At 44.5% G+C, this 17676-nt stretch carries 20 protein-coding genes; 6 read left to right on the top strand and 14 right to left on the bottom strand.

The window, feature by feature from the left end; all coding sequences use genetic code 11:
- Positions 1-13: 13 nt before the first annotated feature.
- The 10 genes from AC4MCD_RS14115 to ubiG all read right to left on the bottom strand — a co-directional run bounded on the left by AC4MCD_RS14115 (position 14) and on the right by ubiG (position 8298).
- Complete coding sequence (locus AC4MCD_RS14115) at positions 14-946, bottom strand: sulfonate ABC transporter substrate-binding protein (protein WP_491876868.1); 933 nt, start codon at positions 944-946, stop codon at positions 14-16.
- An 88-nt stretch (positions 947-1034) separates the two neighbouring features.
- Positions 1035-1994 carry a sulfonate ABC transporter substrate-binding protein gene (locus tag AC4MCD_RS14110; RefSeq protein ID WP_419374897.1) on the bottom strand — a complete coding sequence of 320 codons (960 nt, stop codon included), beginning with the start codon at positions 1992-1994 and terminating at the stop codon, positions 1035-1037.
- Positions 1995-2329: 335 nt separating this feature from the next.
- Entirely contained in the window at positions 2330-3673 is a 1344-nt protein-coding gene (gene argA / locus AC4MCD_RS14105; RefSeq protein WP_491876305.1) for an amino-acid N-acetyltransferase, read from the bottom strand.
- Positions 3674-3805: 132 nt separating this feature from the next.
- Positions 3806-4180 (bottom strand): RcnB family protein, encoded by a 375-nt coding sequence (locus AC4MCD_RS14100; RefSeq protein ID WP_491876304.1) that lies wholly within the window; start codon positions 4178-4180, stop codon positions 3806-3808.
- Positions 4181-4402: 222 nt separating this feature from the next.
- Positions 4403-4798 (bottom strand): RcnB family protein, encoded by a 396-nt coding sequence (locus AC4MCD_RS14095; protein WP_034704024.1) that lies wholly within the window; start codon positions 4796-4798, stop codon positions 4403-4405.
- Between the two features lie 306 nt (positions 4799-5104).
- Positions 5105-5260, bottom strand: coding sequence for a hypothetical protein (locus AC4MCD_RS14090; protein WP_004781372.1), 156 nt, complete (start codon positions 5258-5260; stop codon positions 5105-5107).
- A gap of 183 nt (positions 5261-5443) precedes the next feature.
- Positions 5444-5863, bottom strand: coding sequence for a hypothetical protein (locus AC4MCD_RS14085; protein WP_419365439.1), 420 nt, complete (start codon positions 5861-5863; stop codon positions 5444-5446).
- A gap of 224 nt (positions 5864-6087) precedes the next feature.
- Positions 6088-6834, bottom strand: a complete 747-nt coding sequence (locus AC4MCD_RS14080; protein WP_004781375.1) for a YciK family oxidoreductase — start codon at positions 6832-6834, stop codon at positions 6088-6090.
- A gap of 49 nt (positions 6835-6883) precedes the next feature.
- Positions 6884-7573, bottom strand: coding sequence for an HAD family hydrolase (locus AC4MCD_RS14075; RefSeq protein WP_419365440.1), 690 nt, complete (start codon positions 7571-7573; stop codon positions 6884-6886).
- Positions 7570-8298, bottom strand: a complete 729-nt coding sequence (gene ubiG, locus AC4MCD_RS14070; protein WP_180047564.1) for a bifunctional 2-polyprenyl-6-hydroxyphenol methylase/3-demethylubiquinol 3-O-methyltransferase UbiG — start codon at positions 8296-8298, stop codon at positions 7570-7572. The genes AC4MCD_RS14075 and ubiG overlap by 4 nt, the downstream gene beginning before the upstream one ends.
- 226 nt (positions 8299-8524) lie before the next feature.
- Here ubiG and AC4MCD_RS14065 point away from each other — a divergent pair, with 226 nt between their 5' ends.
- A complete protein-coding gene (locus tag AC4MCD_RS14065; protein WP_004781380.1) occupies positions 8525-9142 on the top strand; it encodes a thiol:disulfide interchange protein DsbA/DsbL in 618 nt (205 codons plus the stop codon).
- Between the two features lie 99 nt (positions 9143-9241).
- On the opposite strand, the gene AC4MCD_RS14060 is transcribed toward AC4MCD_RS14065, so the two are convergent.
- Positions 9242-9871: a TetR family transcriptional regulator gene (locus AC4MCD_RS14060; RefSeq protein ID WP_491876303.1), complete on the bottom strand. Its 630-nt coding sequence runs from the start codon at positions 9869-9871 to the stop codon at positions 9242-9244.
- A 194-nt stretch (positions 9872-10065) separates the two neighbouring features.
- On the opposite strand from AC4MCD_RS14060, the gene rph reads away from it, so the two are divergent.
- Both rph and AC4MCD_RS14050 read left to right on the top strand, forming a co-directional pair.
- Positions 10066-10782 carry a ribonuclease PH gene (gene rph / locus AC4MCD_RS14055; protein WP_491876302.1) on the top strand — a complete coding sequence of 239 codons (717 nt, stop codon included), beginning with the start codon at positions 10066-10068 and terminating at the stop codon, positions 10780-10782.
- Positions 10783-10933: 151 nt separating this feature from the next.
- A complete protein-coding gene (locus AC4MCD_RS14050) occupies positions 10934-11056 on the top strand; it encodes a hypothetical protein (protein ID WP_005232802.1) in 123 nt (40 codons plus the stop codon).
- A gap of 87 nt (positions 11057-11143) precedes the next feature.
- Here the strand turns inward: AC4MCD_RS14050 and nadC are convergent, their stop codons facing one another.
- Entirely contained in the window at positions 11144-11989 is an 846-nt protein-coding gene (gene nadC / locus AC4MCD_RS14045; RefSeq protein ID WP_491876301.1) for a carboxylating nicotinate-nucleotide diphosphorylase, read from the bottom strand.
- A 181-nt stretch (positions 11990-12170) separates the two neighbouring features.
- Here nadC and ampD point away from each other — a divergent pair, with 181 nt between their 5' ends.
- Positions 12171-12743 carry a 1,6-anhydro-N-acetylmuramyl-L-alanine amidase AmpD gene (gene ampD, locus AC4MCD_RS14040; protein ID WP_485177803.1) on the top strand — a complete coding sequence of 191 codons (573 nt, stop codon included), beginning with the start codon at positions 12171-12173 and terminating at the stop codon, positions 12741-12743.
- Between the two features lie 77 nt (positions 12744-12820).
- On the top strand, positions 12821-14371 hold the full coding sequence (murJ, locus tag AC4MCD_RS14035) for a murein biosynthesis integral membrane protein MurJ (protein WP_171431246.1): 1551 nt from the start codon (positions 12821-12823) through the stop codon (positions 14369-14371).
- A gap of 84 nt (positions 14372-14455) precedes the next feature.
- On the opposite strand, the gene AC4MCD_RS14030 is transcribed toward murJ, so the two are convergent.
- Positions 14456-14614 (bottom strand): DUF1328 domain-containing protein, encoded by a 159-nt coding sequence (locus AC4MCD_RS14030; protein ID WP_004647174.1) that lies wholly within the window; start codon positions 14612-14614, stop codon positions 14456-14458.
- A 192-nt stretch (positions 14615-14806) separates the two neighbouring features.
- Here AC4MCD_RS14030 and AC4MCD_RS14025 point away from each other — a divergent pair, with 192 nt between their 5' ends.
- Positions 14807-15259 carry a YcgN family cysteine cluster protein gene (locus AC4MCD_RS14025; protein WP_004781392.1) on the top strand — a complete coding sequence of 151 codons (453 nt, stop codon included), beginning with the start codon at positions 14807-14809 and terminating at the stop codon, positions 15257-15259.
- Positions 15260-15302: 43 nt separating this feature from the next.
- Here the strand turns inward: AC4MCD_RS14025 and AC4MCD_RS14020 are convergent, their stop codons facing one another.
- Complete coding sequence (locus AC4MCD_RS14020) at positions 15303-17435, bottom strand: putative bifunctional diguanylate cyclase/phosphodiesterase (RefSeq protein ID WP_180104733.1); 2133 nt, start codon at positions 17433-17435, stop codon at positions 15303-15305.
- Between the last annotated feature and the right edge of the window lie 241 nt (positions 17436-17676).

The following is a 17676-nucleotide window of genomic DNA, read 5'->3' as shown; positions in this document are numbered from 1 at the left end:
TTTGATCCTTAGATTATTTGCCTGCCCAAACGGCTTGCTGAATATTGATAGATTTCGGAATGATCTTGAGTTCGCTGAAACGGTTTGCGAGTTCCTGCTGATCGGCGATCACTTTCCTGGTGAGCGGTGCCGCACCAGACGGATTCGGACGACGCTGGATAAAGGTCTGGCTGACAATCGGTTTTAGACCGGTACTTTGTGCAAAGATGCTTGCAGTTTCAGCCTTATGGCTTTGTACCCATTTATCTGCAACATTGACCTGCTTGATAATGCCTTTTAAGGCTTGCGGATGATTTTTGATTAAATTTTCTGAAGCGAGGTAAAAGGTGTAATTTGGACTTAAGCCCTTACCTGAAGATAAAACTCTGGCTTTATCTTCTACTTGAGCCGCAGCATAGTACGGATCCCAAATCGCCCAGGCATCAATCGCACCTTTTTGGAAAGCTGCACGCGCATCAGCAGGGCTTAGCCAGACCGGCTGGATATCGGTCCATTGCAGACCCGCTTTGCGTACTGCCTGTACCAGTAAATAATGTGAGCTTGAACCGCGGTGCACGCCAACACGTTTACCTTTGAGCTGGCTCAGCTTGGTAATTTTGGAATTGTGCTGGACCAGAATGGCAGAAGATAAAGGTTTTGCAGTTTCATAAGCAAAATAGTGCAATGGCTTATTGCCTGCCTGAGCGTAGACAGGAGGTGTATCTCCAGTTGCACCTACATCAATAGAACCTACCGCCAGTGCTTCTAAAATTTGTGGTCCGCCTGGGAATTCATTCCAGCTGATTTTTGCATTTGGAAATTCCTTTTCCAACAGCTTTTGCTGCTGGGCAATCACCAGGTTCACAGAGGCTTTTTGATAACCCACACGCAGCTGTTTAACTGAAGGATCTGCTGCCCAAGCAGCACTTGAACCCAACATCGAGCAAGCAACTAATGCAGCGTTCATCCCATGACTGGAGGTCTTGAACCATGTGATTGCTTTGTTGTGTAGCTGATGTTGAGTCATGATTAAATCCCCTAAATTGTTCTTTGGTTTACTTCGCGATAATTGCAGATTGAATATTCAGTTTTGCTGGAATCAGTTGCTGGCCATAGAAGGCATCAGCCACCTGTTGTTGTTTTTGTGCCACTTCGGGAGTGAGTGGTTTTACCCCAAAGCCCATGCGTGAAATAGACGTTTTTAATACATCAAAGGCCAGGCCTGTCGGTTTTTCCAGAAGTTTGGCTGCTTCATCCTGATGAGCAGAGACCCACTCAGTGGTCAGGTTGAGTTCATTCACGACAGCTTCAATAATCTGTGGGTTGGCTTCAGCAAACTTGCGATCTGCCATATAGAACTGATGATTACTGACGATGTTCTCACCCGTGGCGATGACACGGGCACCAATCTGATGTTCTGCTGCAGCGAAGAACGGATCCCAGATCACCCAGGCATCGACAGCACCGCGTTCGAAAGCGGCACGGGCATCAGAAGGTGGCAGGTAAACCACTTCGATATCGCTGAGTTTTAGATTATTGGCTTCAAGGACTTTGAGTAGTAAGTAATGAACATTTGAGCCTTTATTTAAGGCAACACGTTTGCCTTTCAGATCCTGTACGGATTGAATCTTCGAGTCTTTTTGTACGATTAGCGCTTCAGCTTTCGGTGCTTCAGGCTGGTTGGCCACATAGACCAGATTTGAATTCGCTGCTTGAGCAAAAATCGGTGGCGCTTCACCGGCTTCACCAAAAGATACGCTGCCGACATTCAAGCCTTCAAGCAACTGAGGACCAGCCGGGAATTCAACCCATTTCACATTCACGCCTTGTTCTTTTAATGACGTTTCTAAGGTGCCACGTTCTTTTAAGATCGGCAGTACACCATATTTCTGGAAACCAATATTCAGGGTCACGGCTTCTTGTTTTTTGCCACAGCCAGAAAGCATCATCACGCCAGCCACCGCAGCACTGAGAACCGCAGTTTTTGTGAAGAGTTGAATGTGTGATTGGCGCATGAATCAGAACTCCTGAAAATTTAGAAATGTGAAATGAAGAACTTAGGCATACGCTAAAGCTTTTTACTTTTCTAAAAAAATAACTATTCAGGAATTTCTAATGAATAAAAAAGATAAATAAAAAAGTGCAAAACTTATGCAGGAAAGTGATTTATACGTTAATTAGGGAATAAAGAATTATTTATATAAGATTATGAAATATAAAATTATTTTTTCTAAATAGAGCGACTAGATATGCTTATCAGAAAATCAGCAATAAGATTTTTATGCTGAATGCAGGTTTTATGAATATCGTTATCTAAAATAAAGATATGAGAGCGCATAAAAAAGTCACTTTAAAGTGACTTTTTACAGACAATTGAATTGCGCTGATAATTATAAAAAGCCTGTCGGGCATCGGGCAAATCATCTACTGATGCCGGTTCAAAGCCCTGTTCCAGAAACCAGTGTGCAGTACGGGTCGTTAAAATAAACAGTTGCTGAATACCCAGACTTTTGGCCTTATCTTCTAGATAATGCAGGATCTGACTACCGCGGTTGGATTGACGGTAACTTGGATCTACTGCAACGCAGGCGATCTCTGCAGAACGCAGTTCATTGCCCGTAGTCGGAATCGGATACAGGGCAGCACAGGCCAGAATCATGCCGTCACGCTCAATTACCGCGAACTGGTCAATTTCATTTTCCAGACGCTCCCGCGAACGGTAAACCAGAATACCTTCTTCTTCCAAGGGGCGGAGCAAACGGATCAGGCCACCGACATCCTGAATATCGGCCATACGCACTTCTTCATAATGCGCATCGGTGATCATGGTGCCGGAACCATCCCGGGTGAACAGTTCTTCCAGCAAGGCGCCGTCATAGGTATACGAAATCAGGTGAACACGATTGACGCCATTTCGGGACGCTTCCTGAGCGGCCTTGAGCTGGAGCCGAATTTCAATATCCTGTTCATCAGAAAGAATATAGTCATCCAGTTGCTGTGGGGTTACTTCCCGTTTTAAATGCTCCTTACTGTCGAGCAGACCATGCTGTCGACCCAAGATAATCAGTTTATCGGCTTTAAGGCGAGTGGCAGTTTTGGTTGCGACTTCCTCAGCTAGAAGGTTAAAAACTTCGCCCGTCGTTGAATAGCCGGTCGGACCGAGAATCACAATATTATGATTGTCCAGATGACGTTGAATCGCATCGGTATCAATGGCCCGAACTTCACCAGTTAACTGAAAATCGACCCCGTCACGGATACCATAAGGTTTGGCTGTCACAAAATTTCCAGAAACGGCATCAATGCGCGCACCATACATGGGTGAGTTGGCCAGCCCCATCGACAGTAATGCCTCAATCTGTAAACGGATCGATCCTACTGCATTCAGTACACAGCTTAAGGATTCACGTGTCGTCACCCGACGCTGTTGGTGGAAGGGGGTCTCGAAGCCACTCGCAGCCAGATTCTGGTTAATCTGCGGACGTGCGCCATGCACCAGAATCAGACGGATTCCCAAAGAATTGAGAAGGGCAATATCATGAATGATGTGCTGAAAGTTGTCATGCAATACCGCTTCACCATCAAACATGATCACAAAAGTTTTATTGCGATGAGCATTGATATAAGGCGCAGAATGGCGAAACCAGTGCACATATTGCAAGGTGTTGCTCGGTGAGGTTTCTGCTGCAGTCATAGCTGTGCCTATTTCAACATTTAAAGATCTAGCTTTGATTCTAATGAAAAAATACTGAAGTGGAAGTACAGATATAAAAAAACACCTGAAGCGAGCTTCAGGTGTCTGCTAGAAGGGCAGAAAAGAGAATGATTAGTTGATGATTCGAACAATCTTGTCGTTACGATCGTTGACTAGCACATAGTCACCATTGATTTTGTACCATTGCTGGTTTTTACCTGCTTTCGGCAGACGGCGTGCTTCATAGCCACTGACTTCAAAGCGACGGTTGTCGTATTGGTTTGGCAGTTTTTGACCTACGCGCCAGTCACGGCTTGGGTTAACCCCACGGTTGTTGTAACGACGGTCATCGCGGTGATCATCCCATTTTTTCGCATCTTTATGATTCCAATGTGGTGCCGGTTTATGCGGTGCATAACGTGGATCATGATGCTGCGGTGCTGCCATTGCAGAAGTAGCCACCAGCGCACTAAGAGATAAGGCAATTGTAGTTAAAACTTTTTTCATGGCTCTCACCTAAAAATCTGTACATGTTTTCGATGAGATTAAATTAGCGAATAAGTGGATAGAAAGCGTGAGGCCAGTTTAGTGGAATTGTTAAATTCATGAAGGAATTTAGGAGATTAGCCACGATTAAAAGGAAAACTCTAAAATAAGAAAAAACCTAAAAAGGCTCATCCTAAACATCAAAAAGCCCAAACGAGGTTGGGCTTTGCATCAGGTTCTGAATCAGTCTCCGATGATCCGGACAATACTGTTATTTTCAGAGTTCACCAGAATGTAGTCATTGTTGACTTTGTACCATTGCTGCTTACGGTCTGGTTTAGGCAGTTTATGATCCTTATATTCGACCTTGTAGCCATTACTGCGATAATGCTGCGGCATGACATAGCCAGGCTGCCAGCGTAACTGCTGCAGACGCTTAACACCACGTTCTTCACGCATACGGCGTTTATCATACTGGTCTTGGTGATCGTCATGGAACTCACGCGATTTCTTGGCCTGATGATGACCCGGACCCCGTTCCATACGCTGTTCATCATTGAAATGAGGGGCAGCGTTTGCAACATTTGCTAGCATGAATGCACTGCAGGACATCGCCAATGCTACCAGAACCTTTTTCATGTTGAACCCTCATTCAATTGTTCATTTTCTACAGTAACTAATGTACGGAAAAATTGCAGAGAAACTGTGAAGAACTGGCTGAAGTTTTATATCAATTACAGAGAAATTATGATTATGCCATGATTTTACATAAGCTTAGGATGCACTTCAGTCAGTTGACCAGTTATGCCCAGCCCCATTGGCATTTCAGCAAAACCGGGATCAAGATGCAAGCGTAATGTCCTGAATTGTATATCAAAACCGTCTCAAATTAGTGGAAAAATATTCTTTTTAAGCACCAGATCTTGATTCGGGCATGGCAATTTTTCAGTTCCACTGTTCCGTTAAACCCTGTAAGGACTGAATGGCTTCAGCCACAGACTCTGCCTCGACTGCATCTTCTAAAGCCAAAATCAGGGCAGTTGATAACTGCAAGTTTTCAATACGACGAATAGTTTCAGTTTTACGTTTTTGGTCTGCCATTTAATTTTCCTTCGCTTTGATTTAACTTGAAAAGCATTATAAAAATTTTATATAAATTTGGAAAACCGAATAATTTTATATTATTGATTCGTTAAAACGATTTATGTCTGTTTTTTAAAGAATTTAAGGATAAAAAAAGAGCATCATCCGTAAATGTGCTCTTTCGGGATCTAATGAACGATCTTAATAGGCATAGTTCAGATCAGTATAGTCACTTAGGGATTTCTGTACATGTGCCTGAATAAAAGTACGCACATCTTCTGCTGTCATTGCTTTGCCCTGATTGCTGATCACATGTTCAATTTCAGGCTGACCTTCGATCTTGATACGATAGACAAAGTGTTTCGCTACCTGATAACGATCGTCCAGCTTTTCGATACCCGTCACATAATGATAGGAATGTTCAAAATTCAGATCGGTATGGGAAAAGACAAACTGGTCAAACAGTTTCAGTTTTTGACCATTTTCGAGTGCCTGAATGTCATCGACAATGCTGGCATCAAACTTCATGCCGTATTTTTCAGAGATCGGCTGCTGATCGACCAGCAGAGAGATCATGCCATCTTCCAAAGTCGTCACGGTGATGTTGTTTAAGTCAGTCATGTTGCACTCAAATAAAAATCTGTTGGCGCTAGTATAGGGGAATTTGCAGCGAACTGAATAAAGACAGTATTGTAGAAATAAGAAAGGTCTGGCTGATTCAGTCTGAAATCTGGATGAATTGGGCAGGAGAATAAGCAGCTTTCAAATGGGCCTTATCTTTATAGAATTTAAAAAACAAAAAAGCCAATGCGGACATTGGCTTTTAAATAAGTATCAATTAGAGCTTAGTCCTGCGCATCAATACTTTGACCGTTCATATGCAAGCTATCTTCACCCATCAGGTACAGATAGGCTGGCATGATGGAATCCGGTGTCGGTAAGGTTTTCGGATCTTCATTCGGATAAGCCTTGGCACGCATTGCCGTACGTGTAGCGCCTGGATTGATACAGTTAAAACGGATATTCGAATTGACCCGTTCTTTGGCAAATAACTGGCTCACTGCTTCAATGGCAATTTTTGAAACTGAATAAGCGCCCCAGCATTCCCGGGCTTCACGACCTACGCCGGAACTGGCAAAGACCACAGAAGCATGTTTGGATTTTTCCAGCAGGGGTAACAGGGCTTGGGTAATCACAAAAGGCGCACGAAGGTTAACCGCCATGACATCATCCCAGACATTAACCGGATAATCTGCCAGTGGCACTCGCTCGCCTAAAATACCGGCATTATGCAAAATCCCGTCCAGACGGCCAAACTGACGATCGAGCGTGTCGAGCAATAATTCATAATCACGTTCAGAGGCGCTAGATAACTGTAATGGGAGAATGGCAGGTTGCGGCGCACCTAAGCTTTCAATCTCGTCATAAATGACTTCAAGCTTGTTTAAGGTACGCCCGTGCAGAACTACAGTTGCCCCATGCAGGGCATAGCTGATTGCTGCTGCACGACCAATGCCATCGCCCGCACCCGTGATCAGGATGATACGATCTTTTAACAGATCGGGGCGAGGTTGATATTCTGAATACTTCATTATCTACCTCCTCATTATTATTGTTAAGTGTCTTCAGTAGTTTCAGGAATCAAGACAGGACACTTGGCTCGCTCAAGACCAGTTTTTGAATGTGCTGGTGTAACTCGTTCACTGTATTCACTATATAGTCGGCTTGCCAGGCTGTTAAGTCATCTTTGTATTGCAGTGGTAAATAACCGTATGCTGCCAGTATGGTATACATCTTGGCATTGCGGCCTGCATCGATATCCCGTGGATGGTCACCGACATAGATACAGTCCTCTGCAGCCAGCTGTAGCTGCTCGGCAGCCAGATACATCGGCTCCGGATCTGGCTTGGTTCGGGTCACATCTTCCGGACAGACCAGTACGGCACAGCGTTCGGTCAGGTTTAAAGCTTTGAGTAAAGCTTCGCTCAACCAGCGCGGTTTATTGGTCACAATTCCCCAAGGGATATCATTTTCCTCTAATTCTTCAAGTAGAGGATACATTCCGCTGAACAGGTCTGTATCTACTGCAATATCTGCACCATACATATCCAGAAAACGCTGGCGATGCTCCAAGAAAACCGGGTCTTCCAGTTGCAATTCCGGATAGACCAATTTGACCATAGCGCGGGCACCTTCTGAAACCTGGGTACGGATCAGATCGGCTTCCACCACGTCACGGCCAGCTTCACGGCACATATGCTGGATAATCCGGATAAAGTCAGCCGCAGTATCAATTAAAGTACCATCTAGGTCGAATAAAACCGCTTTCATTGTGCGGCCTCTAGTTCGCTTTCTTTAACGGTATACACCATATAGTTTACATCGACGTTCGGTGCCAGCCAGTAACGCTTGGTCAGCGGGTTATAATGCAGGCCAGTCATATCTTTCAGTTTTAAACCGGCATTACGGATGTCGTGCGCCAACTCAGAAGGCTTGATGAATTTGCTGTAATCATGTGTACCTTTGGCCAGCATGCGCAGGATATATTCTGCGCCAATGATCGCAAACAGATAAGATTTTGGATTACGGTTAATGGTCGAGAAGAAGACATGGCCACCTGGTTTGGCCAGTTTGTAACAGGCCTGAATAATAGAGGCTGGATCAGGTACATGTTCCAGCATTTCCATACAGGTAACCACATCGTATTGGCCGGCCTGTTCTTCTGCGAGTTGCTCTACTGGAATCTGACGGTATTCAATATTGCTGACACCTTCCTGCTCGGCATGGATGCGGGCCACATTCAGTGGCGCTTCGCCCATATCAATGCCCAGCACTTGAGCGCCACGGCGTGCCATGCTTTCTGACAGGATGCCCCCGCCACAGCCTACATCCAGCACTTTTTTGCCACTCAAGCCACCGGCATGTTCATCAATCCAGTTGAGACGCAGTGGATTGATCATATGCAATGGGCGGAACTCGGAATGCTGATCCCACCATATAGCTGCAAATGCTTCAAACTTGGCAATTTCTTGTGGATCAACATTCAATTGCGACATCGGTGTCACCTCAATCAGTCGTGATTATTTAAAATTTAAGTTCGCCCAGAGGCGGTATAAACAGATTTAACTTCTTGTAAATCAGTACACTTGTTTAGTGTAGCGATTCTGGAAAAAAAAGCGATAAAAGCTGTAAAAAAGTTCACAGAATAAAAACGAAACCGGCATAATTACTTTATAGTGAAGCCATAAATTAGACATAATGATTTAGAGGACGATAATCCCAATGAAAAAATTTATTTTAGGCACTGTAGCCGCATCTGTTTTGGCATTTTCTGGCAGTGCAATGGCCGCCAACTTTGTAGCAGGTCAAGACTATCAAGTCCTGGCGAATCCAGTAAAAGTTGAAAAGCCGGGGAAAATTGAAGTCCGTGAATTCTTCTGGTATGGCTGTGGTCACTGCTATTCTCTTGAACCACACATGCAAAGCTGGTTAAAAAAATTACCTAAAGATGTACGTTTCGTGCGTACCCCAGCCGCGATGAATCCACTATGGGAACAGGCAGCTCGTGCGTATTATGTGTCTGAAGCTCTAGGTGTTCGTCAAAAAGCGCATTTGCAGCTATTTCATGATATCCATGCGAAGAAACAGCCAATTCTGGAGCAGGCTCAATTGGCCAAGTTCTATACCCGTTATGGTATTTCTGAAGCGAAATTTAATACCACTTATAAATCATTCCCGATTTCTTCAAAAATCGCACAGGCCAAAAATCTGGCTGCGACTTATCAGTTAAGCGGCGTACCAGCGGTAACCGTAAATGGTAAGTATGTAGTTCAGGGCGATGATGCCAAAGTGGTTCAAGTAGTGAATTATCTGGTTGAAAAAGAGCGTAAAGCTAAATAACACCAGATCTGCATGAATCTAAAAACCCGCAGCTATATGCGGGTTTTTTTATGTCAGGATAAAATTGAATTGTGAAATAGATTTCACTCAGATGAGACCTCAGGTTTGAGATAAAATTCCACGAAATAACAGTTCTAACTGCTTTAGGCTTTGCGCTTTGAAGTCATTTATCCGAGTTTGTCGCAGTTCGGGATCAGGCTGTGCCTGAAGCTGAATCCAGCCCATAGCCCAGTTTAATGCGAGAGGAACCAGGACCTGTGCCAGTGCGGTTAATTCGGCTGGAGAAGAAGATTGCTGGGCGGCTGGAATCTGTTCCAGGGTATGCCGAAAGTCTTGGGTCAGATAATGAATTTCCCGCTCAATCCCTTGTCTGAGAATGATAGAACCGCCCCAACGTTCGGCACTCACAAATGTCCAGGCTTCGGGATGTGCATCAACTGCCTGAAAAAACAGTTCGATCTTGGCTGAAAGCTCATCAAGAGAAAAATCTGCAGGTCCTAACTGATTCAGCACACCTTTGAGATGAATTGAAACCTGATCCAGAAGTTCTAGTCCCAACTGATCCATATTCTGAAAGTGTCGATAAAATGCGGCAGGCACCAGTCCGACTTCATGCGTGATTTCGCGCAGGCTGATGCTGCTAAAGGCATGGCCACGGCTGCTCAATGCCAAGGTAGCATCGAGGAGGGCCTGGCGGCTTTGTTGCTTGCGTTCTTCACGTAAAGACATAGGGATTTTCCTTCAGCAGATCTGCAGTTTAGCAAAAAACACCTGTTTATCGCAGTAGCGCAGATGGACTAAAAAATCTATACAGGCAAGGCATATCCAGTGATTTTGTAAATGATCTGTCCTCTGTTCCAATCTTGGCGGAGGCTTCTGTTATACTGAGCCGCAATTATTTTTAGTCAACAGCAGGACCTATTATGCGTATCGACCAACGAGCATTAGATCAATTACGTGAAGTGAAAATTACCCGTAACTATACACGTTATGCGGAAGGTTCCGTATTGGTTGAATTTGGTCATACCAAAGTGCTGTGTACTGCCAGTGTGGACAGCTCTGTACCGCGTTTCCTGAAAGGTCAGGGTCAAGGCTGGGTAACAGCAGAATATGGCATGCTGCCACGTTCAACACATACCCGTAGCGATCGTGAAGCTGCTCGCGGCAAACAAAGTGGCCGTACTCAGGAAATCCAGCGTCTGATCGGTCGTAGCCTACGTTCAATGGTCGACCTGAAAAAACTCGGTGAAAATACCATTACCATTGACTGTGACGTGATCCAGGCAGATGGTGGTACCCGTACTGCATCAATTACAGGTGCTGCAGTAGCATTAATTGATGCCATGAATGTATTGCTTGAGAAAAAGAAAATCAAACAGGACCCACTTAAAGGCCTGGTAGCAGCAATTTCTGTAGGTATTTTTAAAGATGAAGTACTGCTGGATCTTTGCTATGAAGAAGATTCAAACTGTCAGACTGACTTAAATGTCGTGATGACTCAGGCAGGTGAATTCATTGAAATTCAGGGTACTGCTGAAGATAAGCCATTTACCCGTGAGCAGTGCAATGACATGCTGGCCATGGCTGAAAAAGGGATTCAGGAACTGGTCAAGAAACAGCAAGAAGCTTTAGGCTGGTAAGCCTTTCAAGCTGTAAAAAAACGCATCTTCGGATGCGTTTTTTATTATAGCTACACATTGCCTGACAAAAAAATGAACAGGATCTGTCTACTGTGTAACCCCTGTTTTAAGCGATGATCTTTCAACCAAATCTCATTCAGAGGGTTATAACATGAAAATATGGTTGATGGCATTTTCAGTATTTGCTGTACTGGGTTTAACTGCCTGTGATTCGAATTCTCGTGATGAAAACCGCGATGGTGCAAATATGGAACGAGGAAGTGATACCAATTAACAGAGTAGAGGCCATTCAACCTCTATGATTTATATCCTTGAGAATAAAAAAAAGGGTGCTATGGCACCCTTTTTTATTGATAAAAATTTACCCATTAAAACGCATCGATAGATCAATGGCTTTGACATCTTTGGTTAGTACACCCATCGAAATATAGTCTACGCCTGTACTCGCCACTTCACGTAAGTTATCAATGGTGATATTGCCTGAAGCTTCCAGTTTACAGCGACCAGCCACATGTTTAACGGCATCAATCATTTGCTGCTGACTGAAATTATCCAGCATCACGATATCAGCTTCGGCTTCTAGGGCCTGATTCAGTTCATCCCAGGTTTCAACTTCTACTTCAACCGGTTTACCCGGTGCAATCTGGTGTGCCTTGGCAATCGCCTGGCGAATGCCACCAGCCGCCATAATATGATTTTCTTTAATTAGAAAAGCATCGAATAGGCCCAGACGATGATTCTGACCGCCACCAATAGCGACTGCATATTTTTGAGCAATACGTAAGCCTGGCAGCGTCTTACGGGTATCTAAGAGCTTGGTATTCAAACCGTCCAGCTCTTTGACATAGTTTGCCGTCTTGGTCGCAACTGCAGACAGCGTCTGTACAAAGTTCAGGGCAGGGCGTTCTACAGTTAGCAGGCTACGTGCAGAACCGGCCAGTTTTATAAAAGCTTCATTAGCAGCGACATGATCGCCGTCATTTTTTAGCCAGATCACTTCTACACTCGGATCATAGGCCTGAATCAGGGCATTGACCCAAGGCTGACCAGCAAGAACCATTGCTTCACGGCTAATAATCGTGGCAGTCGCCTGTTCATCTTCAGGAGTCAGCAGGGCAGTAATGTCACCATCGCCAATATCTTCGGAGAGTGCCTGTTGAATATTGATCTGAATCGACTGTTCTAGCAAAGCCTGAGATATGCTCATGAGTATTTCCGTATCTTTTTTAGCCGTGAAAAATTGTGCGTTATCTTAACACCGTTACATTAAAATGAGCGATTTTTCATACAGTCTGCCGGGATGAATTGAGATTTGCCTATGAAAGTTTTAGCATTAAGCCGGCTGCAATCCTGATATTGCAGATTTTATTTTTGTACAGGAAGGTTTTATGCAACAGGCAGCTGAGTTTCAAATCCGGGACGGGCAATTGCTCGGCGCGCGCCAGATCCCTTCTCCAAATTTTAATCAGCGGCCTGAACATACCGACATCCAGTTGCTGGTGATCCATAACATCAGTCTGCCGCCGTCACAGTTTGGTGGTGGTTATATTGAACAGTTTTTTCAGAATCAGCTGGACTGGTCCGTGCATCCGTATTTTCAGACTATTGAAGGCATGCAGGTGTCTGCACATCTGCTGATTTTGCGTTCTGGTGAAGTGCTACAGTTTGTGAATTTTAATGACCGGGCCTGGCATGCCGGTCGTTCCAGCTATCTGGCCAAAAAAGAATGTAATGATTATTCCATCGGGATTGAACTGGAAGGCAGTGATGACCTGCCGTTTGAACAGGCACAATATGATGCCTTGGTCAAAGTCACCGCCTGTTTGCAAGACTATTATCCCAAACTGCAGCAGCATATTGCTGGACATTCAGATATTGCACCGGGACGTAAAACCGATCCGGGACCATATTTTGACTGGTGTGCTTTTCGTACTCAGTTACAACATTATAAGAACCCATGACCCTTCAGGAAGTCATGTGATTAAGCAATGAACTTCTTTTGCAAGTTTCATTACAATAGGCCCAAATTAATTATTAGGTGAATAGGATGGCCCTTTGGCGTTCGACCGTAATTGTCAGTGCGATGACCATGTTGTCGCGGGTTCTGGGATTGGTCCGGGATGTGGTTTTACTGAATGTATTCGGTGCCGGTAAAGATTTCGATACCTTCGTGGTGGCATTTCGTATTCCAAACTTTTTCAGACGACTGTTTGCAGAAGGGGCATTCTCCCAAGCCTTTATTCCGGTACTGACTGAATATAAGACCAGTCGCACCCATGCAGAAGTGCAGATCCTGATCAGCCGGGTCTTTGGCTGTCTGGCTACCTTCATGACCACCCTGACCATGATTGCCATCATTGCCGCACCGGTGATCATGTATATCTATGCGCCAGGGTTTCATGGCGATGAAGCAAAGTTTGCGCTGGCCACAGACATGTTCCGTCTGACCATTCCATACCTACTGTTTATGTCATTAACGGCTTTTGCCAGCAGTATTCTGAACAGTTATGGCTCTTTCAGTACGCCAGCCTTTGCTCCGGTCTTATTGAATATTGCCATGATTGCCGGTGCGCTCTGGCTCACTCCTTTTATGGCAGAGCCGATTATGGCGCTAGGCTGGGCCGTCGTCATTGCCGGTATTTTGCAGCTGGCAATCCAGATTCCAGAATTATGGCGTAAAAACCTGTTGATTCCACCGAAAGTAGACTTCAAGCATGAAGGGGTGGATCGCATCATGAAACTGATGCTACCCGCTTTGTTTGGTGTATCGGTCACCCAGATCAACCTGTTACTGAATACGGTTTGGGCTTCTTTCATGCAGGACGGTTCAGTGTCGTGGCTGTATAGTGCTGAACGCATGACTGAGTTGCCATTGGGTCTGATTGGTGTGGCAATCGGTACCGTGATTCTGCCGTCTTTATCCACACAGCATACGGAAAAGAATCCGGAAAAATTCCGCGGCATGATGGACTGGGCAGCGAAAGTCATCGTACTGGTTGGTCTACCAGCCAGTATTGCCTTGTTCATGCTGTCAACACCGATTATTCAGGCATTATTTGAACGCGGACAGTTCACTTTTGAAGATACCCAGATGACGGCGCTGGCACTGCAATGTATGAGTGGTGGTGTAATTGCTTTTATGCTGATTAAAGTCTTTGCTCCCGGCTTCTATGCCCAGCAGGATACCCGTACACCGGTACGCGTCGGTTTAATGGCCGTAGCAGCCAATGCAATTCTGAACGTGATCTTTATTGGTTTCTTTAAGCTGATTCATTGGGAAGCGGAGCATATGGCACTGGCACTGGCTTCGACTGGTTCAGCCATGGTCAATGCAGGTCTACTGTATTTTTATCTGCATCAACGCAATATTTTCCGTTTTGGTGCCCACTGGAAAAAAATCTTTATGCAATTCATGTTTGCCAATGTGGTGATGATTGCAGCCTTGGCCTATGCACTGAGCTGGTACAATGGTGATGTATCACAGTGGATGCGTGTACTGGAAGTGCTGATTTTATGTGTGGTCGGGGTAGTGGCATATTTGGCCGCGCTGGTCGCTGCTGGTTTCAGACCACGCCATATCAAACCTTGATCTATTTTTGGCGCATAAAAAAACAAGAGCCAAATGGCTCTTGTTTTTTCTGTAGGAAACTTTTCCTTAAGCAGAACTCAGTCGCTAGACCTTGCCGCGAGAAAGGAAACCAACAATGGCAAGAATAACGGCAATCACTAATAAGATAATTGCGAAATCCTTAGATAAGCCTGCTACTCCACCGAAACCAAGTAGACTGGCAATTAAGGCAATCACAGCAAAAATAATAGCCCAGCGAAACATATCAATTCTCCATGTGTTTTTATTCTCAAATCCAGTATAGGAATATTCGATTTTGGGCACTGTTAGTGTTTTGTTGATGTACTGTCTCTGATTTAACAATAGTTTACGTGATATTAATAAGATTCACGTCCCTACATTTCCTTTGTTGAGACTTGGTATAATAAGCTGATTTTTACCATAGCCGTTTTGATTATGTCTGATGCCTTACGTCCATACTTCTGGAAAAAATATAGTCTCACTGAGCTGACGCCAGAAGAATGGGAAGCGCTTTGTGACGGTTGTGGACTTTGCTGCCTGATCAAGCTGGAAGATGAAGACACCCATGAAGTTGCCTATACCAAAGTGGCTTGCAAATTACTGGACTGCAAAACCGCTCGCTGTTCGGATTATCCGAACCGGCTGCAATATGTGCCGGATTGTATACAACTAACACCTGAGAAACTGGACACTATTCACTGGTTACCATCAAGCTGTGCTTATCGCCGAGTTGCTGAAGGAAAAAGCCTGCCATCCTGGCATTATCTGAAGACAGGTTCACGACAAAGCGTAATTCAGGCCAAAAAGTCTGCTGCTGGTCGCTGTTTAAGTGAAGTCGATATTGATGAAGATGAAATTGATGAATATATCGTGCGCTGGGTGCGCTAATGATTAGCGCAATCCAGCCCCGTCAAATGATTAAATAAAAAAATTAAGCTGCCTGTTGTAGCAGTTGCTGTGCTGAGGACCCGGACATAGGACGATAAAAATAAAAGCCTTGTCCGATCTGGCAATCACAATTGATCAGCGTGTCCAGTTGTTCAGTATTCTCAATGCCTTCGACCAGTACATCCAGAGAAATACTGGAACCAATCTGGGTAATGGCTTTGACAATGGCCAGTGCAGACGGATCATTGTTCATGCGTTCTACAAAATTGCGATCAATCTTGATGCAGTCGACCGGATATTCCTGCAAACGGGTCAGGGAAGAATGTCCGGTACCGAAGTCATCCAGAGAAATATGAATTCCATGTTTTTTCAGCAGGTTTAGTGCCCGGATCACATAATTGGCTCCGCCTTCGGATAAGCTCTGCTCGGTAATTTCCAGCTCAACCTTATGTGCAGGAATATCGAATCGGGATAGACGAGCCAGAAATTTTTCAGCATAGTCATCGCGCAGGAATTCAACCGGAGCTGCATTGATTGAAATTGGCAGTATATCCAGACCTTCGGCCTGCCAGCGACTCATATCCTCAAAGACTTTTAGCTGCATGGTTTCACTGATGCGCGAAGCCAGATCATAGTCCTGAAAAGCTGAAAAAATATGAGAGGGTAACTGGATCTGATGTTGCTGATCTTGCCAGCGCAACAAGGCTTCGAAACCAATCACCTCACCATCGGAGAGGCGAACCTTAGGCTGATAATAAGGGATGATCTGATCTGCATGAATAATCTTGCGTGCCAGCGTCAGTTGTTTGGTCATGTTTTCCAGTGATCTGAACATCTCCTGATTAAACATGCGAATTCCGCCACGCCCACTATTTTTCAGATCATTCAGGGCAATATCGGCGCATTTCAGCAGGTTGGAACTATTCTGGGCATCACGCGGATAAACGGTACAACCAATACTCATGCCAATACTCATGCGATGGCCGACATAACTTACTGGTTGTTCTAGTTGAGCATAGGCCAGTTGTGCGGTATTAATCAGCTGGGCTTCGTTTTCCAAGTTTTTGACCAGAATGGCAAACTCATCTCCACCGAGACGGGCAACGACTATATTGTTGGAGCCAAAACAGGCCTGAAAACGCTTGCCCAAGACATGCAACAAATGATCTCCGGCAATATGACTCAGGGTGTCATTGATATGCCGGAAATAGTCCAGATCGATCAGGAGCAGGCCAACCATCATTTGCTGCTGCTTGGCTTTTAGCAGTACTTGTTTAAAGGTCTTATAAAAGGCATTGCGGTTATACAGGCCGGTCAGCTCATCACGCTGAATTACGGCTTTTAAACGGCTTTCTGCTATTTTTTGCTGACTGATATTGCGCGAAACACACAAGATATTTTGAGGAATATTATTTTCGTCCAATACCGGAGTCAGTAAATGATCCCAATATTCTGGGTACTGATCCTCTGTCTGAGCTTTTTCTACAAAACGGCTATTTAAACCTTGAGCAGCCTGTTTTAAAGCGCGTTGTCCAGTTTTTTTAACTTCAGCGGGTAACAGATTTAACCATGAATGCAGGGTAGGCTGCTGTTCAGGATCAATCCCTAACTTATGACAGGCTGACTGATTGATATGACGGATCTCGCCTTGTGGAGACATGACTTTAATACAGTCGACACTGGCATCCAGCATATTTTTCTGGGTAGAAATCACCTGAGACAGCTGTTGCTGAATCTCGAAATATTCATGAATATCGGTCAGGGATACCGACCATTGCAGCAGATGTTCCGCTGTATGCTGAAACTTGATGGCCAAGGCACACATACGGTAGCTGGAATCGGCCGATTTAATCCGGCACTGGGTATTAAAGCCTTGTTGCTGATTCAGGGCAGCATGCCATTGCTCAGAAAAGGCTGGTTGATCATCTGGATGAATCAGGCTTTGCCATTCTTTAGGACCATGTTCACTTAAATTAGTGCCTAAATAATCCGAAAGTGCCTGATTAAAATATTCAATATTATCCTTGCCCAGCACCCAGAGTGGATGTGGCACATCATTAATCAGATCCTGTAATAATCTGAATTTTGCATGTTGCTCATTAGAAGATTGTATCGAGGTTGAAATAAGCGACTCAGCGCATTCTGCAGTTGTTCGTCTAGATTTATTATGCTTCATGCATCCCCACCGATACCACCCAAAGAGCATCCAATCAGTTGCTCAAGTCCATTCTAATTAATATGAGACAATGTGAAATTTACAAGGTTATTCACCTGTAATTAATCATGTTCTATTTATCTACTTTTCATAAGATTAATCCATTCATTGTAAAAAAAATAGAGCTTTCTTACATAAATTAAATTTTTCTCATAAATGTTTGAAATATTGGAATCAAAACTACCAGTGTTAGAATGAAAGC

The sequence above is a fragment of the Acinetobacter sp. CAU_H_78 genome (assembly GCF_058599365.1).
The sequence above is the reverse complement of the archived record's forward strand: the minus strand, read 5'-3'. Positions and strand labels throughout refer to the sequence as shown.